Origin of the sequence: Flavobacterium psychrophilum (assembly GCA_001708385.1) — a bacterium.
Lineage (GTDB): Bacteria > Bacteroidota > Bacteroidia > Flavobacteriales > Flavobacteriaceae > Flavobacterium > Flavobacterium psychrophilum_A.
This window is the reverse complement of the sequence record CP012388.1, coordinates 2,161,150-2,186,977: the sequence shown is the minus strand read 5'-3', so window position 1 is coordinate 2,186,977 and position 25,828 is coordinate 2,161,150. Positions and strand designations below refer to the sequence as shown.

The 25,828-nt window shown below is 41.7% G+C and carries 23 protein-coding genes and 2 tRNA genes; 16 read left to right on the top strand and 9 right to left on the bottom strand.

Translation table 11 applies throughout. The features are described 5' to 3' along the window. Positions 1 to 132 precede the first annotated feature (132 nt). The 4 genes from ALW18_09425 to ALW18_09410 all read left to right on the top strand — a co-directional run bounded on the left by ALW18_09425 (position 133) and on the right by ALW18_09410 (position 6,120). Positions 133 to 1,173, top strand: coding sequence for an mRNA 3'-end processing factor (locus tag ALW18_09425; GenBank protein AOE52709.1), 1,041 nt, complete (start codon positions 133 to 135; stop codon positions 1,171 to 1,173). Beyond that, on the top strand, positions 1,170 to 2,774 hold the full coding sequence (locus tag ALW18_09420) for an ATP-dependent DNA ligase (GenBank protein AOE52708.1): 1,605 nt from the start codon (positions 1,170 to 1,172) through the stop codon (positions 2,772 to 2,774). The genes ALW18_09425 and ALW18_09420 overlap by 4 nt, the downstream gene beginning before the upstream one ends. A 77-nt stretch (positions 2,775 to 2,851) precedes the next feature. Then, entirely contained in the window at positions 2,852 to 5,317 is a 2,466-nt protein-coding gene (locus ALW18_09415) for a DEAD/DEAH box helicase (protein ID AOE52707.1), read from the top strand. Between the two features lie 146 nt (positions 5,318 to 5,463). Then, positions 5,464 to 6,120: a metallophosphoesterase gene (locus tag ALW18_09410; protein AOE52706.1), complete on the top strand. Its 657-nt coding sequence runs from the start codon at positions 5,464 to 5,466 to the stop codon at positions 6,118 to 6,120. 69 nt (positions 6,121 to 6,189) lie between these two features. Here the strand turns inward: ALW18_09410 and ALW18_09405 are convergent, their stop codons facing one another. Then, a complete protein-coding gene (locus tag ALW18_09405) occupies positions 6,190 to 7,824 on the bottom strand; it encodes an aldehyde dehydrogenase (GenBank protein ID AOE52705.1) in 1,635 nt (544 codons plus the stop codon). Positions 7,825 to 8,056: 232 nt separating this feature from the next. Between ALW18_09405 and ALW18_09400 the strand changes: the two genes are divergently transcribed. Both ALW18_09400 and ALW18_09395 read left to right on the top strand, forming a co-directional pair. After that, entirely contained in the window at positions 8,057 to 8,560 is a 504-nt protein-coding gene (locus ALW18_09400; protein AOE52704.1) for a damage-inducible protein DinB, read from the top strand. A 166-nt stretch (positions 8,561 to 8,726) separates the two neighbouring features. Then, positions 8,727 to 9,017 (top strand): hypothetical protein, encoded by a 291-nt coding sequence (locus ALW18_09395; GenBank protein ID AOE52703.1) that lies wholly within the window; start codon positions 8,727 to 8,729, stop codon positions 9,015 to 9,017. Between the two features lie 58 nt (positions 9,018 to 9,075). Here ALW18_09395 and ALW18_09390 read toward each other — a convergent pair whose 3' ends face one another. Together ALW18_09390 and ALW18_09385 are read right to left on the bottom strand one after the other, a co-directional pair. Then, positions 9,076 to 9,801, bottom strand: coding sequence for a short-chain dehydrogenase (locus tag ALW18_09390; GenBank protein AOE52702.1), 726 nt, complete (start codon positions 9,799 to 9,801; stop codon positions 9,076 to 9,078). Positions 9,802 to 9,880: 79 nt separating this feature from the next. After that, the gene (locus tag ALW18_09385) at positions 9,881 to 10,447 is read right to left on the bottom strand and encodes a cyclic nucleotide-binding protein (protein AOE52701.1); all 567 of its coding nucleotides are present in this window, start codon (positions 10,445 to 10,447) and stop codon (positions 9,881 to 9,883) included. 220 nt (positions 10,448 to 10,667) lie between these two features. Here ALW18_09385 and ALW18_09380 point away from each other — a divergent pair, with 220 nt between their 5' ends. Beyond that, positions 10,668 to 11,033, top strand: a complete 366-nt coding sequence (locus ALW18_09380) for a hypothetical protein (GenBank protein AOE52700.1) — start codon at positions 10,668 to 10,670, stop codon at positions 11,031 to 11,033. A 292-nt stretch (positions 11,034 to 11,325) separates the two neighbouring features. Here the strand turns inward: ALW18_09380 and ALW18_09375 are convergent, their stop codons facing one another. The 5 genes from ALW18_09375 to ALW18_09355 all read right to left on the bottom strand — a co-directional run bounded on the left by ALW18_09375 (position 11,326) and on the right by ALW18_09355 (position 14,231). Further along, on the bottom strand, positions 11,326 to 11,874 hold the full coding sequence (locus tag ALW18_09375) for a hypothetical protein (protein ID AOE52699.1): 549 nt from the start codon (positions 11,872 to 11,874) through the stop codon (positions 11,326 to 11,328). 106 nt (positions 11,875 to 11,980) lie between these two features. Continuing rightward, positions 11,981 to 12,481 (bottom strand): hypothetical protein, encoded by a 501-nt coding sequence (locus tag ALW18_09370; GenBank protein ID AOE52698.1) that lies wholly within the window; start codon positions 12,479 to 12,481, stop codon positions 11,981 to 11,983. Between the two features lie 83 nt (positions 12,482 to 12,564). Next, a tRNA-Arg gene (locus ALW18_09365) sits at positions 12,565 to 12,639 on the bottom strand. Between the two features lie 37 nt (positions 12,640 to 12,676). Next, positions 12,677 to 12,753 (bottom strand) — tRNA-Asn (locus ALW18_09360). Positions 12,754 to 12,905: 152 nt separating this feature from the next. After that, the gene (locus tag ALW18_09355; protein AOE52697.1) at positions 12,906 to 14,231 is read right to left on the bottom strand and encodes a zinc metalloprotease; all 1,326 of its coding nucleotides are present in this window, start codon (positions 14,229 to 14,231) and stop codon (positions 12,906 to 12,908) included. Between the two features lie 240 nt (positions 14,232 to 14,471). Here ALW18_09355 and ALW18_09350 point away from each other — a divergent pair, with 240 nt between their 5' ends. The 8 genes from ALW18_09350 to ALW18_09315 all read left to right on the top strand — a co-directional run bounded on the left by ALW18_09350 (position 14,472) and on the right by ALW18_09315 (position 22,429). Next, positions 14,472 to 15,551, top strand: a complete 1,080-nt coding sequence (locus ALW18_09350; protein ID AOE52696.1) for an oxidoreductase — start codon at positions 14,472 to 14,474, stop codon at positions 15,549 to 15,551. A 142-nt stretch (positions 15,552 to 15,693) separates the two neighbouring features. Then, entirely contained in the window at positions 15,694 to 16,737 is a 1,044-nt protein-coding gene (locus tag ALW18_09345) for an oxidoreductase (GenBank protein AOE52695.1), read from the top strand. A 5-nt stretch (positions 16,738 to 16,742) separates the two neighbouring features. Further along, the gene (locus ALW18_09340; protein AOE52694.1) at positions 16,743 to 17,693 is read left to right on the top strand and encodes an alcohol dehydrogenase; all 951 of its coding nucleotides are present in this window, start codon (positions 16,743 to 16,745) and stop codon (positions 17,691 to 17,693) included. A gap of 100 nt (positions 17,694 to 17,793) precedes the next feature. After that, positions 17,794 to 18,771 (top strand): hydroxyacid dehydrogenase, encoded by a 978-nt coding sequence (locus tag ALW18_09335; GenBank protein ID AOE52693.1) that lies wholly within the window; start codon positions 17,794 to 17,796, stop codon positions 18,769 to 18,771. A 3-nt stretch (positions 18,772 to 18,774) separates the two neighbouring features. Next, a complete protein-coding gene (locus ALW18_09330; protein ID AOE52692.1) occupies positions 18,775 to 19,272 on the top strand; it encodes a hypothetical protein in 498 nt (165 codons plus the stop codon). 17 nt (positions 19,273 to 19,289) lie between these two features. Further along, positions 19,290 to 20,291, top strand: a complete 1,002-nt coding sequence (locus ALW18_09325) for an alpha/beta hydrolase (protein ID AOE52691.1) — start codon at positions 19,290 to 19,292, stop codon at positions 20,289 to 20,291. A 13-nt stretch (positions 20,292 to 20,304) separates the two neighbouring features. Next, positions 20,305 to 21,525 carry an MFS transporter gene (locus ALW18_09320; GenBank protein ID AOE52690.1) on the top strand — a complete coding sequence of 407 codons (1,221 nt, stop codon included), beginning with the start codon at positions 20,305 to 20,307 and terminating at the stop codon, positions 21,523 to 21,525. Positions 21,526 to 21,610: 85 nt separating this feature from the next. After that, positions 21,611 to 22,429 (top strand): hypothetical protein, encoded by an 819-nt coding sequence (locus tag ALW18_09315; protein AOE52689.1) that lies wholly within the window; start codon positions 21,611 to 21,613, stop codon positions 22,427 to 22,429. 63 nt (positions 22,430 to 22,492) lie between these two features. Here ALW18_09315 and ALW18_09310 read toward each other — a convergent pair whose 3' ends face one another. Then, positions 22,493 to 24,409, bottom strand: coding sequence for a peptidase M1 (locus ALW18_09310; protein ID AOE52688.1), 1,917 nt, complete (start codon positions 24,407 to 24,409; stop codon positions 22,493 to 22,495). A gap of 146 nt (positions 24,410 to 24,555) precedes the next feature. Between ALW18_09310 and ALW18_09305 the strand changes: the two genes are divergently transcribed. Then, on the top strand, positions 24,556 to 25,827 hold the full coding sequence (locus ALW18_09305; GenBank protein AOE52687.1) for a seryl-tRNA synthetase: 1,272 nt from the start codon (positions 24,556 to 24,558) through the stop codon (positions 25,825 to 25,827). The last annotated feature ends 1 nt before the right edge of the window (position 25,828 follow it).

Genomic DNA, 25,828 nt, shown 5'->3' with positions numbered 1-25,828 from the left:
TATTCTCATTTCCCCTGCTTTGGAAAGGCTCGGAGGTGAGGCCAAAAGATATATAAAAGTTAAACTTCCCTGAAAGCCCCTCCATAAATAAATAGTACCGTTGTAACTTTATAAGTACTCAACAACAACGGTATGAAACAACCCCTGCTGGCTTTCAACGATAAAGGTATCTATTGCGCTCAGGCCAATGTATACCTCGACCCATGGCGTCCGGTGGATAACGCCATTATTACGCATGGGCATAGCGATCACTCGCGGTGGGGGCACAAGCAGTACATTACCCATCATATGAACGTGCCTATTATTAAGCACAGGCTTGGTGATATTAATGTAACCGGTAAAGACTGGGGAGAAACATTTACCATTAACAGCGTAAAATTCTCGTTTCATCCTGCGGGCCATATTATTGGCAGTGCGCAAATACGCGTTGAATACAAAGGCGAAGTATGGGTGTTTACCGGCGACTACAAAACCGAAGACGACGGAATATCTACTCCGTATGAAGTGGTTAAATGCCACACCTTTATTACCGAGAATACTTTTGGACTTCCTGCTTTTAAGTGGCTGCCACAGGCTGAGGTAATGACCGACGTTAATAACTGGTGGGCGCAAAATAAGGCAGAAGGCAAAACGTCTGTGCTATTTGGGTATACATTAGGTAAGGCTCAGCGATTGCTTAAATACCTGGATACCGATATTGGCAAAATATACACGCACGGCGCTGTTGAAAACATGACGGAAGTACTGCGTACTATGGTCGATTTTCCACCCACTACACTGGTAACACGCGATACTAAAAAAGACGATTTACTTGGTTCAATTGTACTTGCACCGCCTAGTGCGCATGGCAGTACATGGATAAGAAAAATGACACCCTTCGTAACCGGGTCGGCGAGCGGATGGATGGCTTTTCGTGGTGCGAGGCGCAGAAGGGCTATAGATAAAGGCTTTGTACTAAGCGATCACTGCGACTGGCAGGGATTACTGGAAAGCATTAAAGCCACAGGGGCAGAGAAAATAATTTGTACTCACGGTTACAGCGATATATTTTCGGCTTACCTGCGCGAGCAGGGTTATGATGCGCGTACCGAACAAACTCAATATGAAGGTGATGAAGGCGAAGCGGAAACCAAAACGCCGACAGAAGTTAGTGAAGAAGGAGGTGAGCTATGAAGAATTTTGCAGAACTCATAAAAGCGCTCGACAGCTCTAATAAAACATCGGTTAAGGTTGATGCCTTAACGGAATACTTTCGCAATGCCGGTGATACCGATAGAGTATGGACAATCGCGATACTTTCACACCGGCGTCCGCCACGCCCGGTAAATACTACGCTACTGCGTATGTGGGCTACAGAACTGGCAAATATTCCGCTTTGGCTTTTTGAGGAATCGTATCACATTGTGGGCGACCTTGCCGAGACTATCGCATTGGTAATCCCTACAACTAAAGAGCATTCTGATAAAAGCCTGACCGAATATGTTCAGGAAATGATTGCACTCAAGAAGAAACCCGATGATGAAAAGCGGGAGTACCTGCACACGAACTGGCTGGCACTGAATTATTACGAACGTTTTGTGTTTACTAAACTTATTACAGGTAGCTTTAGAATCGGCGTAAGCCAGAAACTGATGACCCGTGCCCTTTCTAAAGCTACTGGGGTTGATGAAGATATTCTGGCTTATAAGCTTATGGGCGACTGGGATCCGAATCGTATTTCATTCCAAAATCTGGTGCTCGATGAGAAAGCGCAGGACTTCCTTTCAAAACCGTATCCGTTCTATCTGGCGTATGCCATAGAGGGCGAGCCCGAATCGCTAGGCGATGTTTCGCAATGGAGTGCCGAACATAAATGGGATGGAATTCGGTCGCAGACTATTATCCGCGAAGGGCAACTATATGTGTGGAGCCGTGGTGAAGAACTGGTAACCGATAAGTACCCCGAGTTCAATAATTTTTTGGGTATAATTCCTGACGGTACCGTTATAGATGGCGAAATACTGCCTTGGGTGGATGACAACATTGGTACCTTTAACGATTTGCAGACAAGGATAGGAAGAAAAACAGTTTCACCGGCACTGCTAAAAAAGACGCCCGTTATTATTAAAGCCTATGACTTGTTGGAATGGAATGGTGAAGACATCCGTCAGAAGCCATACGAGGAACGAAGGCAACTACTGGAGCAATTATACGAACAGGTAAAAACCTTTGCGATTCCGTTACAGCTTTCAGAACGCATAGCATTTGATAGTTGGGATGATGCCCAGCGCGAAAAGCAACAGGCACGCGAACTTAGAAGCGAAGGGCTGATGTTTAAGCGGAAAGACTCTCCGTATCTCGTCGGTCGTAAAAAAGGCGATTGGTGGAAATGGAAACTAGATCCGTTTGCTATAGACGCCGTACTTACTTACGCTATGCGCGGAAGCGGAAGACGCTCTACCCTGTTTACTGATTATACGTTTGCCCTTTGGCAGACCAATGAAGATGGCACAAAAGAACTTGTGACTTTCGCAAAAGCATATAGCGGACTTACCGATGCCGAATTTAGACAGGTAGATGACTTCATTAAAAAAAATACGCTCGACCGTTTTGGCCCTGTAAGAAGCGTAACTCCTAAACTGGTGTTTGAGATAGGTTTTGAAGGCATATCGCTTTCCGGGAGGCATAAAAGCGGGGTAGCAACACGCTTTCCGCGGATATTACGTTGGCGACTTGATAAAAATATAGATGATGCAAACACTATTGACGATCTGAAAAATATGATACCGAAGTAAGATAAGCCACGAATTACACTAATTGCGTCACACTATGATTTTTGAAATTAATACAATTTGTGGCAAAACTATAACAAATGAACAGGGAACAACTATTTGATATTGCTAACGGCTGGTTTGAAGGCAGGGGATGGAAACCTTTTCCGTTTCAGACACAAACCTGGACCGCTTTCCTGCAAGGGAAACACGGCTTGCTTAACGCACCTACCGGTAGCGGTAAAACCTATGCCATGTGGTTTCCTGTGGTAATGGACTATATCAAAAAGAATCCTGAGTATAAAACAAAGCATAAACCTGGGCTAAAAGCCATTTGGATTACCCCGCTTCGCGCGTTGTCTATAGAAATAAAACAGGCCGCCGAACGTGTTGCCGATGATCTGGGTACACAATTAACTGTTGGTGTACGTACAGGTGATACTTCTTCAACCGAGCGGAGCCGCCAGAAAACCAAAATGCCCGACCTGCTGATTACAACTCCGGAAAGCCTTCAGCTATTGCTGGCATCTAAAGGATATGATGCGGTATTTAAAGGGTGCACTGCCATAATTATTGACGAATGGCACGAGCTATTGGGTACAAAGCGCGGTGTGCAGGTAGAACTGGCTTTATCCCGTTTAAAAACCGTTGCGCCAAAAATGCGCATATGGGGAATATCAGCCACTATTGGTAACCTTCAACAGGCAATGGAAGTACTGCTTGGTCCCGACTCTGAAGCCCTGAAAAATTCGACACTTATAAGGGCACACATCAATAAAAAGATAAATGTACTTTCAGTAATCCCCGAAAAGATGGATGCTTATCCGTGGCGCGGGCATATGGGGTTGCATCTTGTAGATGAGGTTGCAAAGATCATTAAGCAAAGCCGTACTACGCTGATATTTACAAACGTGCGTGCACAATGCGAAATATGGTATCAGAAACTGCTAGAGAAATATCCTGAGTTTGCTGGTGATATGGCTATGCATCACGGCAGCATAAGCCGCGAAACCCGGCAATGGGTAGAACAGGCCATACGCGATGAACAGTTGCGTGCCGTTGTATGTACCTCGAGCCTTGACTTAGGCGTAGATTTTGCTCCTGTAGAAACCGTAGTGCAGGTAGGTGGGCCTAAAGGTGTAGCACGCTTTTTGCAGCGTGCAGGGCGTAGTGGCCACCGTCCGGGGCAGGAGAGTAATATTTACTTTCTGGCAACCCATGCTATAGAATTGGTTGAGGCATCAGCTTTGCGCAGGGCAGTTCAGGAGATTGTAGTAGAAGACCGTGTGCCGTACCTTAACAGCTGGGATGTGTTGGTACAGTACCTCGTGACGCTGGCAGTATCGGACGGGTTTTATCCTGACCAGATATTTAAAGAAGTGAAAGATACGTTTTGCTTTCAGGGGATTAACGAAGACGAATGGCAATTTTGCCTTAATTTCATTACCAAAGGAAGCCAGAGCCTTCAGGCGTATGACGAATATAAAAAGGTAGAGATTGAAGCCGACGGAAAATTTAAAGTGAACAGTAAAACCATTGCTTTGCGCCATCGTATGCAAATGGGAACCATTGTTGGCGATGCTGTAATGAATGTAAAATTTCTCGGCGGCGGATTTTTGGGCACGATAGAAGAATGGTTTATCTCTAAGCTCAACCCTGGCGATGTATTTATTTTTGCAGGGCGTAAACTGGAGCTATACCGTATAAAGAATATGGAAGTTTTAGTGCGCCGTGCCGACCCCGGTGCCAAAGCGCAGCATGCCAGCTGGATGGGTGGGCGTATGACGCTATCGGCACAAATGAGTGAACTGCTTCGGGAAGAATTATATGCAGCAAACGGCACCAATATGTCGACAGAGCTGAAATCGCTTGCGCCGATGTTCAAGCGTCAGCGAAAGGAATCGATCGTGCCAACAGCAGATGAGTTTCTAATAGAAACGTTTAAGACCCGGGAAGGTTTTCATGCGATATTTTATCCGTTTGAAGGGCGATATGTACACGAAGCACTGGCAAGTTTGATGGCCTACCGAATAAGCTTGCTTATGCCTATAACTTTCTCTTTGGCATACAATGATTACGGATTTGAATTATTATCGGATAAAGAAATAGACATGCAACAGGTGCTGGATAACGAACTTTTTACGCCGTTACACCTGCACCAGGATTTGCAGGCCAGCCTTAATGCGACAGAAATGGCAAGGCGAAAATTCCGGGATATTGCCGTGATAGCAGGATTGGTGTTTACGGGCTATCCGGGCAAGGTTGTAAAGACTAAACATTTGCAAAGCAGTTCGCAGCTTATATTTGAGGTGTTTCGCGATTATGAGCCAGAGAATTTATTATTTCAGCAGGCCTATCGTGAAACCTTCGAACATCAGTTGGAAGAAGGCCGTTTGCTAATGGCGTTGGAGCGTATAAAGCAGCAGGAAATAGTGTGGAAGCAATGCGATAAGCCAACGCCGTTTAGCTTCCCTATAATAACCGACCGTTTGCGCGAAAGGCTTACCAGCGAAACCCTGGCAGAAAGAATACAAAAAATGACGGCGAGTTATATGAAGGGGAGTTAATAATCTTCTTATTGGTAGAGGGGACTTCATTTTAATATTTGGCATCAACACAAGTAAGTATAATCTCCTGCAAGGTTTTAAAACCTGTAGGTGTAAAATATTTAAACCTACTGGGTATTCCAGACCTTACAGGTTAGTAAATAAGAATGACATTAGAAACAACTATAAACAATAATACATTTGTACTGCACTGCTCGGGGGCTATGTACTGGGTAGAAAAACGCATGCTTTTAATAAGCGATGTGCATTTGGGCAAGATATCTCATTTTAGGAAATATGGATCAGCATTGCCGGGCAACGCTATTTTTAAGAATTTTATCAAGCTGGATAGTGCCGTGGAATATTTTAATCCCGAAAGCATTTGCTTTTTAGGCGACCTTTTTCACAGTACCTTAAACAACGAATGGGATCTTTTCACCGAATGGGTAAACCGGACACAACTTCCGGTTATACTTGTTGCGGGTAATCACGATATTATTTCGCCCATTAAGTATGAGGAACTGGGTGTAACCGTTGTAAGCGAATGGACGATTGGCGGTTTTCTGCTGACACACAATCCTGAAGAACGTGAAGATTATTACACCATTTCGGGACATATACACCCGGCGGTACTATTGGCAGGATCAGGGAGGCAGTTCTTAAAGCTACCGTGTTTCTTCCGTACCCCAAATCAGATCATTCTTCCTGCTTTTGGCGAATTTACGGGTACGTATGTTATGGAACCTTCTGAAGAAGATACGGTATATGTAATTACGAAAGATATTGTTGTTGAGGTAGCGCGGAAAGAGCGTTCAAAAAATTAGCAATTAATTACTTTTATAAAATAAAAACCGCCTCTTTCGAAGGCGGTTTCAGTATTTAAAAATTTAAGCTTAGAAAATTACCTTATTATTCAGTCGGTGTGAACTTTCAGATACCAGTATCTCATGAAGCAGCGCTTCGTTAGATGGTGTTTGTTTGGTAACCACTACAGAGTCTACAGAGAATGCATTAAGTGCTTCAAATACAGATAAAGTATTTTCGGCAGAATCTTTACGCCCGTTGAACGGGAAGGTATCAGGTCCGCGCTGGCATTGTACATTAATATTGATACGGCCCAGCTGTCCTGCAAGCTGATCGATATAGAATGAAATGCGTTCCGGGTTTTCACTAAAAATACTTGCCTGCATTCCGTATTTCGATTCGGTTACATAATCTACAGGAGCAAGTTCATCATCAAAAGCTACAACCGGAATAACCGGGCCAAACTGCTCTTCCCAATAAATTTTCATATCGCGATTTGTCGGGTACAGTATAGCAGGCTTCATTAACGAATACCCCTGATTACCTCCTCCATCTTCAGCATTGATGATTTTAGCACCATGTGCAATAGCATCGTCTATGCATTCTTTTAGGTAACCCGGTTTTTCGGGTTCCGCAAGTGGGGTAATAGCAACACCCTTGTCCCATGGCATACCTAATGGCAGCTTGTCTATAGCTGCAGCCAGTAGTTTGTTGAACTCATCTACTACAGATGAATGTACAAAAAGTATTTTAAGGGCGGTACAACGCTGCCCGTTGAACGATAACGTACCTGTAACCACTTCTTTTACGGTAGCTTCTAAATCGGCATCCGGCAATATTATAGCTGCGTTCTTGGCATCAAGTCCCAATACGGCGTGAAGTCGGTTTGATTTAGGGTGCATTTTTTTAAGGCTGTCTGCCACACGGCTTGAACCTATAAGTGCCAACACATCTATCTTGCCCGATTCCATAAGGAACGGAACAATGTCTCGTCCGCGTCCATACACTGTATTTACAACTCCTTTAGGGAAATGTTCTTTAAACAGGTCTAACAGCGGATTGAACAACAGCGTGCCATATTTTGGTGGTTTGAATAGTACCGAGTTACCATTGATAAGTGCCGGTATAAGCATGGTAAAGGTTTCGTTAAGCGGATAGTTAAACGGACCCATACAAAGCACTACGCCGTAAGGTAGTTTTTTTATCTGCCCGATAAAACCACTGGTAACTTTAAACATAGAAGATTCATTGTGCAGTTGTTTCACTGTTTTGATCGTTTCCTCTATGTATTCGATAGTACGGTCGAATTCCTTTTCGGCGTCTGCCACGCTTTTAGCAATTTCCCATACAATGAGTTTTACAATTTCTTCGCGATGCTCTTTCAGTCCTTTTGTAAAGCCTTCTAAAGCTTTAATACGGCCTTCGGCACCCATAGATGGCCATTCGCCTCGACCGTAGTCGTGCGCGGCTAAAGCCGCTTCCAGTGCCAGGCTCGCTTCTTTTTCGGTGGCAAGCGGGTAACTTCCTATTTCGAGCGGTGCAGCTTCCTGTCCGTCCTTCTTTACGAATATTTGCGAGTATACAGTATGTACGGGTCCTTCCCACGGGAGGAATTCACCATTAATAAGTATGCGTTTTTGATGCAGTGGCTGAGACAGCCTTACGCTCTCGGGGATATCTTTTTCCTGCGGAAAAGCCTGCTGCAGATTATTTGTTGTTTGCATATAGAGAATTTTAGATATACAAATTTCAATAAAAATTGTCTTACAAAGATGTTAATAGCCAAACAATTACTTGTACAAATCAACCATATTATTGTCCTTTTTTACTAAAAATCGTTTTCGGTTGAAAAAAAATACGCAATTGCAAAATCCTGCTGACATAGGGCTGTCACTTACCACCCCTAAATTTGTATCAGAATAAAATATCAACCATTAATTTTTAAACGAAGACATCATGGAAACTCAGACAACAACAGTAACAGTAATGACATCTGACATTTTATTAAAGCATTGGCAGGGGCACAGGGGATTAACCCGAAAAGTGATTGAGGCCTTTCCTGAAAAAGACTTGTTTACCTTTTCTATAGGAGGGATGCGAACATTTGCCGACCTGGTAATGGAGATAATTGACCTGTCTAATCCCGGGATGATAGGTTTGGTTACCGATAAATGGACAGCCATGAAAGACCTGCCGCACCACTCGGGAGAAGGCATGCCGAAGACTAAGGAAGAACTACTTATACTTTGGGATGAAACGACACAACAGATAGACAGGCTTTGGGAACAGCTGACACCGGAACGTTTTACTAAAGCTGTACTTGCTTTTGGTATGTATCCGGGTACAGTATGCAGCACACTATTTTATTTTATAGACAACGAGATTCACCATCGTGGGCAGGGCTATGTTTACCTGCGTGCGCTAGGCGTTGAACCGCCTTTTTTCTGGGACAGGTCTTAATTGGGTTCAGCATCAATCATTCAAAAACAAAAGCCGCTTAACTAAGCGGCTTTTGTTTTACTAACTATATATAAAATATAAATAGTTTTTAGAACATGATAAATATCATAATCTGCTGAAGGTAAGCGAGGTAAATTTGTGTAGGTAAAATTTAATACACTTAGTTATGAGCACTTATCAAAAATATTTAGACAGTTATACAAGAGGTTTCATGGGGTTTAACACGCTTGCTATATTAGGCCAGAGTTCTTTGGGCGGATTTGCAGCAATGCTAGTACTGCACCACGGAAATTCATTATATCAAATGATTCAGTTGTTCTTTGTAATTATACTTACCAGTATATTTAACGGAACTGTACTGGCACAAATGAAACCAAAGTTTGTTTTTAATATGTTACTATTCACAGTCCTTTTTAATATAGCTGTGATTATAGCCAACCTATTCTTTATACATTAATTATCATCTGATTTATAGAGAAAAAGTCCGCACCATGCGTAGTGCGGACTTTTTTATTTTACCAAGGTGTTTCACCAAAATCACTAAAGAATTTTCCTGTTGGGCCGTCGCTTCCTATAGTAGCGTATTTAACAATAGGTTCGGCACCTTCCTGTACCGATTTAGGACCCTGATGGTGATTGAAGTCGGTTGCCGTATATCCGGGGTTTACGCTATTTACTTTAAAGTTAGTGTCTCTCAGTTCGTAAGCCAACATAACAGTATAGGCGTTAAGTGCAGTTTTAGAAGAACAATAAGCTGTAAGCTTAACATCATAATGATCATAGTCAGGGTTAGTGTGATTTCCCAAAGAACCCAGGTCACTTGATACATTTACGATGCGTGGCTCATCTGATTTTTTTAATAGCGGAAGAAAAGCCTGTGTGGTTTGTATCACCCCAAAAAAGTTAGTGTCAAATACAGCGCGAATATTTTCCTGAGATACCTGGCTGGCCTCCTGCGGAAATATGCCCGGGATACCGGCATTATTAATAAGCACATCAAGATGGGGAATCTTTTCTGAAAGTACTGCTGCTGCATTATTTATTGATGCCTCATCGGTTACTTCTATCTGAATTACTTCTACATCGTCAAAACCTTCGGCGTTAAGCTCGTCTATAGCCTTTTGTCCTCTTTCTTTATCGCGGCTGCCAATAAATACTTTATATCCTAAAGCCAGCAGTTGCTTTGCTGTTTCAAAACCAATGCTTTTATTGGCTCCGGTAATTAATGCTGTTTTTTTCATTGTATCATCTTTTAAGATTATAATGCAAAGGTGAAGCAGCGCAGCAAATAAAATTTTGCCATTTGGCAAAAAGCAATGATCAGATGTTTTTTCTGATCCTGCTTAAGGAAGACTGTGTAATACCAAGATAGGAGGCCAGGTTAGAAAGTGGTATCCTGTTTGCCAGGCCCGGATATTGGGTTAAGAAAGCAAGATAACGTTCCGAGGCATCCTGTGTGAGCATGACACTGCTGGCGCGGGCTTTAAAACCAAGCGCACTGGTGGATATTTTAGTGAATATCTCATTCCAGCCAATTATAGTATTGGCAAGATGGTGAAAATCTGCTTTTTCAAAAATAATTAAGGTGCAATCGGTGACGGCCTCTACATATACAGAGGATGGTATCTCGTTATAAAAACTGTCAAGGTCTACCACAAACATATTTTCTATTATAAAGTAGCGCGTAAAGTCTTCACCCTTTTTTCCGTAGAAACATATACGGAATACACCATCGGTTAAGAAGCCTACCCGTTTTGAAATTTTCCCTGCCTCAGAAAAGTATTCTCCCTTTTTAATATGAAGTTCAGCTGCATGCTGTGTTATGAGTTCTATTTGCTGCGGGTTTAAATTTCCAAATTGCAGCAGCTTGTTTATAATCTGTTCCATACAATAAAGGTAATAAATGAGGGTACATCATTATTTGCCATATGGCAAAAACGCTAATATTTTGTGGACGTTCTACAAAAATCTGTGGAATTCCTCAGAAAAACAGCCATTTACAAAATGTTTATTTGCCTGTAAATAAAGTATTTAGGTGTTTTTGATTGCTGTGGTATGGTTCTTTCATTAACTATAAGCAGATAACAACAATATAAAATATAAGATTATGAAAAATTTATTTTTAGCAGCTGCATTAGTTTTAGGACTAGCAGTAAATGCACAAACTCCAGCAACACAAGTACCGGTAACAACACAAACAACACCTTCTACAGCGCCTGCAACAGCAGCTACAGTAGCCCCTGCTACGACAGCTTCTGCTGATCAGGAAAAAGAATATACTAAAGTACAGCAGGCAGAGATTGCCCCGGAAGTACTAAAAGAAGCGGTAGCTAAGTACCAGGGATATTCGTTGGTTGAAGCACTAAAAGCTGAAGACGGATCTGAGTACAAATTAGTACTTACTAAAGATGGTAAAGACGTAGCCGCTTATTACAAAAATAACGGTGAATTTATAAAAGAAGTTGCGGCTTAATAAACCGACTGCAAACAATTGGAAAAGAGGCTTTCTTAGGAAGGTCTCTTTTTTTATACAATTAATGGAGATTTACCTTATTTTTCGTCTACACTTATATCAGCGATATTTAATTCTTTTATATCGGTAAAATTCATAGGCAAACTTTCCTGCTTTATTTTGTTGTCAATATCAGTAGTATATAGCATATACATGATCAGATTTCCTTTACCTTAACAGGTTTTGCAAATTGTACAAAATTTAACCAAATGAGCTGCTTTGATTGATGATGAGAAAGTGAATACTACACGAATTATTTTTCCTTTCTATAAAGAAGCAGCAATAATCCCAGTGCAAAGAGCAGGCAGCTTAATACCATGTAAGTTCCGTTTTTTATTATAAAAAATGAAAAGCCTACTGCAGGCGCTCCGATTATTACCATTAACGAAGGTATTGTATTGGCTTTAATAAAATTTAGGGCATGCATTGCTAACCCTACAAATAGTAACGATGGACCAATTATTATAAAAGGATATAAAATGGAAGGGGTATTGCTAATATGTTCTCTTAATGCTGTTCTCGCTATATCGTCGTTTCCGAAACTCCACATTATAAAGTCGATGGTACATAGCCCTATATGAGCGATAATGCCTAGCGTGGTTACAAAAGCTGCTGTGGTATTAAGAGTGTTCTTCGAAAATACTTTGTTAAATGAAAAAAGCAATATAGCGCCGACGAGGTTAAACCAGTGCGCAAAATCTATTGGCTTCTGAAAGTATGCTAGTTTAGAACCCTGCGCGAACATTATATAGCTCAGGACAAAAAAGAATAGTCCGATTGCACAAATACTTTTTGGGTTCATAGGTTTTGATTGTTTATGTGTTTCTCTATTCCCGCTATATGATTTGATTATTGATTAATGCCATTTTTACTTGAATAGAAAAACGAATATAAATAAAAAAGCTGCTTTAATAGCCAAAAATGGTGTGTATAGTTTCCTTATCTATAGATTCTATTACAACCGATTCTAAATAGTTATTATCGTTTAATCCTATTGAACACTTTTCGCTTATCCTGTAATATTTAATTTGGGAAACATTCTCTGACCAGTAGATTTGAATAAAGCTATTACCTTTTAGAATCTTAGTCGGGGCTGAAGTATTAATAGGTACACGTCCATCTATATAACATAAATATAAGTTATCATCCTTAGGAAATAATGGTGTGTAGTCTACACTTTCAACATTTTCTTTATTGACACTCACTAACAGAATGCCAAAAAGTATTTTTGATTTTTTTACAAAATTAAACTCAATAAAATTTCCATCATTCAGGTTACGGGCATAAATTATTCCGGAACCCATTTCGTAATTATCTAGTTGTAATTCAAAGGGAATACTATTAATACAATCGTATATAGTGAACCTCTCGTTAATCGGATTGTGGTTTTTCTTGACTTTTACCCTCATTAGATGATTTAAGAAATTGATCATAGAAAGTTACAAAATAAAAAAAAACCGGAAAAAAGATGATTTCTCACTCCTTTCCGGTCTTGTAGCCTCGCCAAGAATCGAACTTGGATCAAAAGTTTAGGAAACTCCCATTCTATCCGTTGAACTACGAAGCCATGAAAAAAAAAGGCCATCATTTCTGATAGCCTTTAGTTGCTCCCCCTCTTGGGCTCGAACCAAGGACCCTCTGATTAACAGTCAGATGCTCTAACCAACTGAGCTAAGGAGGAAACTGTATATTGTTGTTGTAACGTTCTAACTAGTGTTAGATTTTATTACATTATGTGTCGTAAAGAACTTGTTTTGCTTACTGGCGTAATGCCTTTATTGCGGTGCAAATATATAACGATTTTTAGTTTCTGCAAACAAAATCGGAAAAAATTTAAAAGAATTTTCGAGCTATAATCTCGTAGATATCTTTACCGAAAGTTAACACCATGAGGCTTAATAAAATAACCATACCCACAGTTTGCACTACTCCGGCAGCTTTATCATTTAATTTTCTTCCTGTTATCATTTCTGCTATGGTAAAAATGGCGTGACCACCATCTAATCCCGGTATTGGCAGTATGTTCATAAAGGCAAGACCAATTGAAAATAGTGCTGTAAATTTCCAGAAAAATTCCCAATCCCATGAAGTAGGCATAGCGTTGGCAATACCAACAACACTTTTTACGTGCTTGTAAGCACCCGTTGAAGGGCGAAGGATAAGCTTAAACTGTTTTACGTTATAAACGATAAGGCTGTATGATTCTTCTATAGCTTTAGGTATAGCGGTAAAGAAATTATATTTTTCTACTATAAGTCCTGTAGGCAGCTGCCTGAATCCAAAAGTACCTTCATTGCTCACCAAACCTTTAACAATTATGGGGCGGTTGTCGCGAATTACGCTTAATCGAATACTGTCGTTTTTATAACTCTGTATAATTTCGTTGCTATCGCCAAATTTCTCAAATTTTCGGTCGTTAACTGCCGTAATCATATCACCTGCTTCGAGACCTGCCTTTTCAGCGTTAGATCCTTCTGTAACTTCTTGTACATAAACAGTCTTAACAGCTTTTGGCTGTATAAACTCCTTGCCTTCTTTGTCAAGTATGTCCTTTTTGTTTTGATCTGTGAGCTTGACGTCGATAATTTTCCCGTCGCGTTCTACTTTAACGTCATCTCCTAAAAGAACATCAAGTATCATTCGGTCAAATCGCGCCTGAAATTTACCATCTACGCTAACAATTTTGTCACCGTCCTGAAATCCTGCTTTTTTTCCAACCTCACCAAAGGCAAGTCCGTCTTTTTGAATAAGCTCTGTAGAAACATATTTTTTACCATAGGTGCAATACACCATAGTAAATATAAACCAGGCAAGAACTACATTAACAATAATACCGCCAAGCATAATAATAAGCCTTTGCCATGCCGGTTTAGAACGGAATTCCCACGGCTGTGGCTCGCTTTTCATCTGGTCGGTGTCCATACTCTCGTCTATCATCCCCGATAGTTTTACATACCCGCCGATAGGCAGCCACCCGATTCCCCATTCGGTTTCACCTATCTTCTTCTTGAAAAGCGCGAATCCGGCATCCATAAAAAGGTAAAACTTTTCTACCCTTACCTTAAACATTTTAGCAGTTATGTAATGCCCAAATTCATGAAGAATTACAAGTATCGACAACATGAGAACTAATTGGGCAATCTGTACGAGTGTATCCATTTTAAAGTATTAAATTCCTTATATAAACGCACAAAAATAGTGTTTTCTGTTTTACAGTGATTACTTTAATTGTAGCGTTAAGGGTTTAAATGTTTGTTAATAATTAAATTTTACCCTTGCAGTTTAAATTTTGTAGGGTAAATTTACCGTACGCGTATTTACTTGCAAAGGGCGAACCCCTTATAATACTGCCTACCGCGCCATTTTTGGCTTCACCTTAACTACTAAAAGATAAAACTTATGGCTTCACCATTGTTTTCGCTATTACAGATAAAAAGCATCATTTTAAAAAACAGAATCGTAATATCTCCTATGTGCCAGTACTCTGCCGAAGACGGCTTTGCTAATGACTGGCACCTTGTACACCTTGGCTCGCGTGCAGTGGGCGGTGCAGGGCTTATCATACAGGAAGCTACAGCAGTATCACCGGAAGGCAGGATATCGCCGGAAGACCTGGGAATCTGGAAAGATGAGCACATAGAAAAATACAAACAGATAACATCGTTTATACTTCAGCAAAATGCATTCCCCGGAATACAGCTGGCACATGCAGGCCGGAAAGCAAGTACATCGTCACCATGGCAGGGAAACAGGAAATTAACGCTTCAGGAAGATGGCTGGCAGACTGTTGCACCCAGCTCTATACGCTACCATGATGAAGAAGCATTGCCTCCCCTTGAACTCGATACCGATGGTATAGCCAAGGTTATTCACGATTTTAAACAGGCAGCAGGGCGTGCACGCGAAGCAGGCTATAAAGTACTTGAAATTCACGCTGCGCATGGTTACCTTATTCACCAGTTCCTGTCGCCGCTATGCAACCAGCGTACCGACAAATACGGCGGAAGCTTTGAAAACCGAATCCGACTTCTTTTAGAAATACTTGACGCAGTAAAACTGGAATGGCCGGGCGACCTGCCATTGTTTGTAAGGATTTCCGGTACCGACTGGGCTGAAGGCGGATGGAATGAAGACGACTCTGTTACGCTTGCTAAAGAGCTTAAGCAAAATGGCGTGGATATAATAGACTGCTCATCGGGTGGGGCAGTTTCACATCAAAAAATACCCGTTGGGCCAAACTACCAGGTGCCAATTGCAGAACGTGTTAAGAAAGAAGCACACATTTGCACGGGAGCTGTTGGGCTTATAACCGAGGCAGAACAGGCAGAAGAGATAGTAAGCAGTGGCAAGGCCGACCTGGTTTTCTTTGCCCGCGAAGCACTTCGTGACCCTTATATCGGGCTTACTTTTGCCCACGACCTACATAACAAACAGGTAATGTGGCCTAAACAATACGAACGCGCTAAACTACAGGATTAATTTTCAGTGATCAATCGCAGTTTTCAGTTTTGTCAATCTGACGAAGGAAGAGTCGCTGAATACTGCTTTAGATTTTATTAATAAATATAATGCCACTCGCTCCCCTCTCTTTCGGAGAGGGGGTCGGGGGTGAGGAGAAAAAATGAAAAAAATTAAAACAGCACTGCTGTCTTACGGAATGTCGGGGCGCGTATTTCATGCGCCGTTTTTAACGCTGCACGAAGGCTTTGAACTCACGGGCTCGTGGGAGCGCAGTAAAAAACTAATACAAAACGATTACCCACAGGTAAAAAGCTATAGTTCGCTTGAAGAACTTTTGGCAGACGATGTAGACCTTGTGGTTGTAAATACACCCGTAGAAACCCACTACGAATTCGCAAAAAAGGTTTTACTTGCCGGCAAGCATGCATTGGTAGAAAAAGCATTTACTACTACAGCAGCCGAAGCAGAAGAGCTTAATACAATAGCCAAAGAAAAAGGGTTGAAACTAACCGTATACCAAAACCGCCGTTGGGATAGCGATTTTAAAACGGTAAAGCAGGTGGTAGACCAAAACCTGTTGGGCGATATTGTTGAAGCAGAGTTCCATTTCGATAGATATAACCCCAGCCTTAGTCCTAAAACCCATAAAGAAACTGCAAATGCAGGTGCCGGGGTATTGAGAGACCTTGGTCCGCATATTATAGATCAGGCATTGCATTTATTTGGCTATCCTGAAGCTGTGCATGGCGATGTAAGGATAACAAGAGAAAACTCATTAGTTGATGACTGGTTTGATATTACACTATACTACCCTGAAAAAAGGGTAAGGCTTAAAGCCGGATTTTTTGTGAGGGAGGCAGTTCCTGCCTATGTGGTTCACGGTAAGAAAGGATCGTTCTTAAAAGAGCGTGGCGATATTCAGGAAGATGTACTCAAGACAGGCGAAAAGCCAAACAGGAATGAATGGGGTACAGAGCCGGCTGGTAAAGAAGGATTGCTGCATACCGATATAAACGGCAAAGAAGTACGTAAAACCCTACCTACGCTTCAGGGTAATTACTACGACCTGTTTGATGGTGTTTACCTAGCCATAACAGAAGATAAAGAAGAACCTGTAACTGCTGCAGATGGTATTAAGACCATGAAAATTATAGACGCCGCAAGTGCAAGCAGCGAACAGAAAAAAATTATAGCATTAAAATAAACACCATGGAAAAAAGACAGCTTGGCAATACGAATTTGCACGTGTACCCCGTAACTTTTGGGGGAAATGTTTTTGGATGGACGATAGACGAAAAACAATCTTTTGAGATACTGGACGCCTTTACAGGTGCAGGTTTCAACTTTATAGATACAGCCGATGTATATTCAAGATGGGCTCCCGGAAACGAGGGAGGAGAATCGGAAGTAATTATTGGCAACTGGCTGAAGAAAAACAACAACCGTGATAAAGTTATCATTGCTACAAAAGTAGGCAGCGATATGGGTAACGGTAAAAAAGGATTGGCTAAAAAGTACATTATTCAGGCAGCTGAAGACTCACTTAAAAGATTGCAGACTGATTATATTGATTTGTATCAGACGCATTTTGATGATGAATCTACCCCGATAGAAGAAACACTTGAGGCCTATGCCCAATTGATAAAAGAAGGTAAGGTACGCCACATTGGTGCATCTAATCTTAGTGCCGACAGGCTTAAAGAATCGTTACAGATAGCTTTTGAAAATGGGCTTCCTGCATACGAAACTTTTCAGCCACATTACAACCTGTACGAGCGTGAAGTCTTTGAAAACGGACTTGAGCCTGTATGCCTGGGCAACAACCTTGGCGTGCTGAACTATTATTCGCTTGCCAGCGGATTCCTTACCGGCAAGTACCGTTCTAAAGATGACCTGAACAAAAGCCAGCGTGGTGGGGGTGTAGAAAAATACCTTGACGACCGCGGGTTTAAAATTCTTGCTGCCCTGGATGAAGTTGCTGCCGAGCTGGACGCAACTCCTGCAACGGTGGCGCTGTCATGGCTTATACACAGGCCGTCGGTTACGGCACCAATTGTAAGTGCTACCAGCACAAAACAATTAGATAGCATAATCAAAGCACCGGATTTGGCTATAACGGCAGATCACTTGCATTTCTTAACATCAGAAAGCGCATGGTAAGTTTGGTAAGTTTGGTAATTTGTTTTTAGTAAATGCTCTACAATATCCTACTCGCTCCGTCTCTAACTGAAGGGGCTGGAATGAGGCCTAAATAAAAAAAATGAAAATATTCGCAACACGACAACTTCCCGACCCTGTTCTTAAAACCCTTAAAACTGAAGGCGCAACTGTAAACCTATGGCAAGAGAAAAGGGAACTTACCAAAGAAGAATTTATAGAAAATGCCAAAGATGCCGAAGGGCTATTTGTTATGGGCGGTTTTAAAATAACGGAAGAGATTATTGACGCTTTACCGGATTTAAAGGTAATTTCATTAATGTCGGTTGGTTATGATAATGTAAATATTAAGGCAGCTACAAAGCGTGGCATTGGTGTTGGGCATACGCCCGATGTATTAAGCCAGGCTACTGCCGATACTGCTTTTTTACTGATGCTTGCCACTTCGCGAAAAGCATTTTACCACCATAAACGTATTCTTGATGGCAACTGGAAGTTTTTTGACCCGATGGCGAATGTGGGTATTGATATCAGGAACAAAACATTAGGTGTTTTTGGTTTGGGAAACATCGGTTTTGAGATGGCAAAGCTCTGTAAAAATGCCTACGGGATGGATGTTATTTACCATAACCGCAGCAATAATGAACAGGCCGAAAAAAAACTCGGAGCTAAAAAAGTATCATTTGATGAATTATTAGAGCAGAGCGACATTATATCTGTACATGCTAATCTTACTCCCGAAACGAAAGAGGTATTTAATGCATCGGCTTTTGCCAAAATGAAGCCTAATGCCATATTTGTTAATGCAGGGCGTGGCGGTATTCATAACGAAACCGATTTGCGTACTGCCCTTGAAAACGAAACTATTTGGGGTGCAGGACTGGATGTTACCAACCCTGAGCCTATGGATAAAGATAACCCATTACTAGGTATGCCTAACGTGTCGGTATTGCCGCATATTGGGTCGGCAGTAAAAGAAACCAGGGAAGCAATGCTGGAGTTGGCTACCAGAAATATATTGGCGGGACTAAAAGGCGAAAAACTGCCTGCGTGTGTAAACCCCGAAGTGTATAACAAATAAACTATGGAAACATTTCAATTTCAATTTGAAGACGACGGCAAGATACCCAACAGTGTTTTTCCGCTTATTATTTATAAAAATGCCTTTCCGTTTGCCGATTACCTGGATAATGTAATGGAAAAGGCTTTTGCCAGGCACAACTGGACAAACTCTTGGCGCAATGGTGTGTATCCGTACCATCATTACCACAGTATAAGCCATGAGGTTTTGGGAATTTATAAAGGTTCGGCAGAATTGCAATTGGGTGGAGAGAACGGCAAGAGGGTAGATGTTGTCGCCGGAGATGTAATAATTATTCCTGCGGGAACCGGGCATAAGAAAATTTCGGCTACCGATGATTTTGCTGTGCTTGGGGCATATCCTGACGGGATGGATTATGACCTTATGAAAGGCGATGAGGATGACCGTCCTGCTGCCGACGACCGTATTGCTAAAGTACCATTCCCGGATAACGATCCTGTTTTGGGCGAAAGGGGAGGTATAATAGAATTCTGGAGATAAAACCTGTTCAAAAATCAATCAAAATGAAAAAATTACTGTTTGTACTGCTTGTTGCTTCATTTACTTCGGCTTTTGCCCAAAAAAATATCGAGGCTACAGGCATTAGGATGGAAAATATAAAGTACCCGTTTCCGGTAAAAGAACTTTCGCTTAAAATACAGGGACAGGACGTTAAGATGGCTTATATGGATCTTCAGCCTAAAAAGCCTAACGGAAAGACGGTAGTTTTGCTGCATGGTAAAAACTTTCCTGCCATGTATTGGGAGGATACTGCCACAGATTTAGCGAAAGACGGTTACCGTGTTGTAATGCCCGACCAGATTGGTTTCGGGAAATCGTCAAAGCCTGGAAATATTCAGTATACGTTTCAGCTGTTGGCGCAAAACACTAAAACTTTGTTAGATACGCTAAAGCTGGAAAAGGTAAATGTGGTAGGTCACTCTATGGGTGGTATGCTGGCAACACGCTTTTCGCTGATGTATCCTGAAACTGTTGAAAAACTTATTCTTGAAAACCCAATAGGGCTGGAAGACTGGAAAACCGTTGTGCCCTACCAAAGTGTAGACGAATGGTATGAGGGCGAATTAAAACAGGATTACCACAAGATGAAAGACTATCAGCTTAAATTCTATTATGACAATAAGTGGAAGAAAGACTATGATAAATGGCTGCTGCCTGTTGCAGGATGGACGGTTAATAACGACTACGCTATTGTAGCTAAAAGTTCTGCCCTTACGTACGACATGATATTTACGCAACCGGTTTGTTATGAATTCCAAAATCTTAAAATGCCAGTACTGCTTATAATAGGGCAGCGCGACCGTACCGCATTAGGTAAAGGCAAAGCGCCAAAAGAGGTTCAGGAAACCCTTGGCAACTACCCCGAGTTGGGTAAAGAAACCGCACGAAAAATACCAAATGCAAAATTATCTGAACTGGATAATGTAGGCCACCTGCCACATATAGAGGCGTATAATAAATTTATAGGTCCGCTTAAAGCATTTTTGCAGCAACAATAGTAATTTTGCACCCATGGAGGGAGAAGTAAAAATAACCGATAAGCCGAATGGTGCACTGGCCTATAAAAAAGCGTATAAAGATGTAAGAGCATCTTACCTTAACCGGGTGCGCTGGGCGGTTACATTATTCTACTTTTCTATGGGGTTAAACTTCGCCACCTGGGCAAGCCGTATTCCCGATATTAAGATGGCACTTGGCCTTACCGAAGGCGATTTGGGTACCATGTTATTCTCTATCCCGGTGGGGCAGCTTTGTATTATGCCGTTTTCGGGCAGGCTTGCTGTAAAATACGGCAGCCACAAAACAGTGGTTATTGGTTTGAGCCTGTATGTAACCACACTAATTTTTTTGGGTTTTGCAGAACAAAAATGGCAACTGGCATTGGTGCTGTTTTTCTTTGGCGTATGCAGTAATCTCACTAATATATCTGTCAATACGCAGGGTATTTATACCGAAGGGCTTTTTAAACGGGCGGTAATGTCGTCGTTTCATGGTGCCTGGAGCCTTGCCGGATTTACCGGAGCACTTATAGGTATTGGTATGAAAGCACTGCAATTAACTACTTCAGTACATTTTATAATTGTGGCAGTGGCAGTATGGATTGTTATCCTGCTAAACTATAAATACCTTGTGAAAGTGAAAAGCCAGCCCAAACCTGCCGAAAAGAACAGGCTATTTTCTAAACCCGATACCGTATTGCTATGGCTTGGTGTTATGTCGTTTTGCTGTATGCTTAGCGAGGGCATAATGTTCGACTGGAGTGGGGTGTATTTTAGCGATGTTATAAAAGCCGATGGCCCAATGGCGGTATTGGGCTACGCATCATTTATGGCGATGATGGCAACCGGTCGTTTTCTTGGTGATAAAGCCATACGAAAACTGGGCAGGAAAAAAGTGCTTATCATTAGTGGGTTCCTAATTTCTACAGGTTTGTATACGGCGGTACTGTTTCCGTATATACTACCTGCTACATTTGCCTTCATGCTTGTAGGCCTTGGTGTAAGTACTGTTGTGCCGAGCGTTTACAGTATAGCAGGAAGGCGACCTAATATAGAACCGAGTATTGCGCTGCAAACTGTATCGAGCGTAAGCTTTTTAGGCTTTATGCTTGGCCCTCCGGTTATAGGCCACGTGGCACACTTAACCAGCCTTAGGATATCGTTCGCAATAATAGGGGTATTTGGTGTTATGATCGCTTTTTTAGTATACAGGGTAAAAGCTATTACCGAATAAAAATCCTAAATATTCCTTAAAGCCCCGTTTTTTCCTAATTCTTTCCCATTTGCGCCAATAGTTTTGGTATCAAATGAAATGAATTATGAAGAACATCATCACAATCCTCTTACTTACACTATCTGTTTTTTCTGCGAATGCACAACAGTTAAAAGACTCTGTTGTACCACCTGCAAAACCATTAAAGCTTAGCCATGCCGAGCCTCTATTTATAGATCTTATCCGTGACCTTGGCGCACGCAAAGGCGAGAAAGAAATTAATGTAGGTTTTGGTGTTAACGACGAAAAGCAATACCTGTCTTACACTGGTTTTGTGGAGTACGAATTTGCTGTTGCCAACAGGCTTGGACTTGAGATAGAAGTACCTTTTGAGATATACCAACACAACCATCAGCAAACGCTATCTATGCCCGATAACAAGATAGAGGGTGTTAAGCTGGCTACTCAGTATACATTTATGGTTTCAGAAAAATACCAGACTTCTATGGCGGTAGGGTATATTCAGGAATTTGAATTGTCTTCGTTTTCAGATATCGATCATAACGGAAGGTTGTTTGAAGGAACATTATACAACCCTATATTTATTGCTGCCAAACGCTGGACACCAAATATTCATACCCTTTTGTATACCGGGCCTGTTTTTGAACAATTTTTTGCCACTAACACATGGGAAACATCGGCACAGGTAAATGCTAACCTGCACTATGTTTTTACAGGCGGTAATTTTGTTGGATTGGAAACCAATATGGAATTCTCTCACGAAAAGCCATCTTTTGTATTCCGGCCGCAGTTTAAGCTTCAGTTTTCTAAAAAAGTAAGCTTAGGATTCCTGGCAGGAATACCCGCAACCAATCATTCGCACCAGGGGCTAAGCGGTATGACAAGGTTAATATGGGTGCCGTAATTCGGAATAAATAATCTGCGTAGATTCGCCCTTATCCGCGTCATCCGCGTTCCACTAAAATCATCAATTCTTAATAAACTTTAAATCGGTTTTACCTTTGGTTGTTTGCAGCGCAATAAAATAAACGCCATTGGCAAGGTGTGAAACATTCCAGGTGGAGTCTCCATATGATTCGCCTACTTTCTGCCCTATGGCATTAAAAAATATCGCTTCCTGTGGTAAAACGCCACCCGGCAGAATAGCAGAAATTGTATTTCCTGTTGGGTTGGGTGACAGGTAAGGCGTAAAATAATTACCCGTAAAAACTTCGATAGTATTGTTTCCTGAAATGATATCGCTGTCGGGATCAAAAGCTGCATCTGCAACTTCAAAAGGAACGTCGACGGTAAATTCCTGTCCGTTTTCTGTGTTTTCCAGATTTAAGTAATGGAGTTGTTGTTCTTTCCCTGTGAGTAATATGGTAACAGGCATTTTGAAGAAGCTTACGGAAGGGCTGGACTGCGATTGATTTATAATGATCTTTGCTTTGCCTTCTTCCCTGTTTTCAACAGTTATGTTATATATGGGGAAACCTTCTTTGTATACCCAGTCATCAAAAAAACCTGTAAGGTTAAGTCCTGATGCTGCTTCCAGGTGTGCCTGTAACTGAGGCGTTTTTGCGTAGGCGTAAGCAAGTTCAGGATCGGCAAGGTAATTTTTAAGTGCCTGAAAAAACGCGTCGTCGCCTAGTTTATGGCGTAGCATGTGTAACACCATTGCGCCTTTGTTATAGCTAAGCCTGCTGCTGAAGATACGTGAAGAACTTAGCGTATCGGTATCTGTAAGGTAAACAGACCCACCTGACTGCGATGTTATATTATTTATGTTTGAGCCTTTCCAGCTTCTAAAGGCATCAAAACCGTCAAGGTGTTCAACAACCAATCCGGACAGATACGTAGCAAAACCTTCGTTCAGCCAGATGTCTTTCCATGATCCGCAGGTAATTTTATCGCCAAACCACTGGTGTGCCAGTTCGTGGGCAATAAGGTTTCGGCCAAAACTTCCCATAAAAGAAACGGTTGTGTGTTCCATGCCTCCGCCAAAACCGCATTGGGCATGCCCGTATTTTTCCAGATGAAACGGATAGGGTTCAAAACGTTCCTCAAAAAAGTTCATTATTGGGATGGTAACGGCGAGGCTTTGTTCGTTTTGTGCCTGTGTTTCCGGGTACAGGTAATTAACTATCGGAAATTCGTTGGGCGCTGTACCCGCCTGTTGGGTGTAAATACTGTAATTGCTCACGGCAATGGCAAGCAAGTAGGCTGGGATGGGATAGTTATGCTGGTAATGTGTGGTTTTTGAAATCTCTCCATTACCAGGCATAGGCTGCTCTACTCCGTTAGAAACGCTTACATAGCCAACAGGGGTAGTGATAAATACATCCAGCTTATCTATTTTGTCGTTGAGGTCCTGTTTACACGGCCACCAGTCTTTTGCGCCATAGGGTTCAGATAGTGTCCATAATACAGGTGAATCGCCATGTTGGGATACAACAAAAGACGAATCTTCTGTTGGCGGCGCACCCGAATAGGTAACTGCTATAGTAGCCTGTGTGCCTGCTGATTGTATGCCCTGAAGCGTAATAACCAATTCGTTGTCTGAGTTTTGAGTAAAAGCCAGTTCATTGCCGTTTTGTACAATATTGCTAACCGTAAGCTGTGGTGATAGATCAAAGGTAATAGAAGACATGTCTTCTTTGGCAATATAATCTGTAGTTATGGTGCCGCTTATAAAATGCATTGTGGGGTCGGCAGAAAGATCCAGTTTATGATAAATTACGTCATAATTGCCGGTATTGCTGTTTGCCGTAAAAGTAGTTAAAGCATGTGCGGCTTTTCTTTCGGCTTCTGCAATTTCGCTTACATCATCGCCATATTGCTGTGCAAAAGCAGTAAGGCTGCATAACAGACAGGGGAGCAGGAGGGTAAAAAATCTTTTCATAGGCAAAAGGTTTCTTCAAATGTAATGAGAAATCGCTATTGTTGGTGTTGTAAAAAACTTTAAAATGAGCGGTTTTAAACCATAATTGCAAAGGGATTAATTAAAACAATTCATTAAATTTGCTTCCTTTATTAAAAAACATAACCATGTTACAGACAGCATTTATCAGAGAAAACAGAGAAAAAGTGATTGAGGCGCTGGCAAAAAGAAATTTTGATGCCGCCCCGTTAGTAGACGAAGTGATTGCCCTTGACGAAAAAAGAAGGCATACACAAGTAGAACTAGATACTGTTCTGTCCGAATCCAACAAGCTGTCTAAGGATATTGGTGAACTTATGAAAGCGGGCGAAAAAGCAAAAGCAGCGCTTATTAAAGAAAAAACGGTTCAATACAAAGAAAGAAGTAAAGAACTGGGTGATACATTGGCATCGGTTAGCGAAGAGCTTTTACAGGCACTTTACAAACTGCCAAATACCCCTGCCGATATTGTTCCGGTTGGTAAAACCCCGGAAGAAAACGTTGAAGTTTATGCCGAAGGCGAAATTCCAACATTGTTTGAAGGTGCCTTGCCACATTGGGAACTTACTAAAAAATATGACATTATAGATTTTGAACTGGGTGTTAAGATCACTGGTGCCGGTTTCCCTGTTTACAAAGGTAAGGGAGCAAGGTTACAGCGTGCGCTTATTACCTATTTCTTAGATAAAAATACCGATGCCGGGTATAAAGAATACCAAGTGCCTCACCTTGTAAACGAGGCTTCGGGTTTTGGAACAGGACAGCTGCCGGATAAAGAAGGGCAGATGTACCACGTAGGTGTAGATGACCTTTATCTTATACCTACTGCTGAGGTTCCTGTAACCAATCTTTTCAGGGATGTTATCATCGAAGAAAAAGACCTGCCGGTATTGTGTACAGGTTACACACCATGTTTCCGTAGGGAAGCAGGCTCATACGGTGCACACGTAAGAGGGCTTAACCGCCTTCACCAGTTTGACAAGGTAGAGATAGTACGTATCGAAAAACCGGAGAACTCGTATGCTGCGCTTGACGGTATGGTAGAGCATGTTAAGGAATTACTTGTAGAGCTTGGCCTTCCGTACAGGGTGTTACGCCTTTGCGGCGGCGATATGGGCTTTACATCTGCCCTTACATACGATTTTGAGGTGTTTTCTACAGCGCAGGACCGTTGGCTTGAAATAAGCTCTGTATCTAACTTTGAAACATTCCAGGCAAACAGGCTTAAGCTGCGTTTTCGTGATAAAGAAGGTAAAAATCATTTGGCGCATACCCTTAACGGAAGCTCGCTGGCATTGCCAAGGGTGCTTGCAGGAATCCTTGAAAACTACCAGACTCCGGAAGGTATCGTAGTGCCGGAAGTTTTGAGGAAGTACACCGGATTTGATATAATAAATTAGT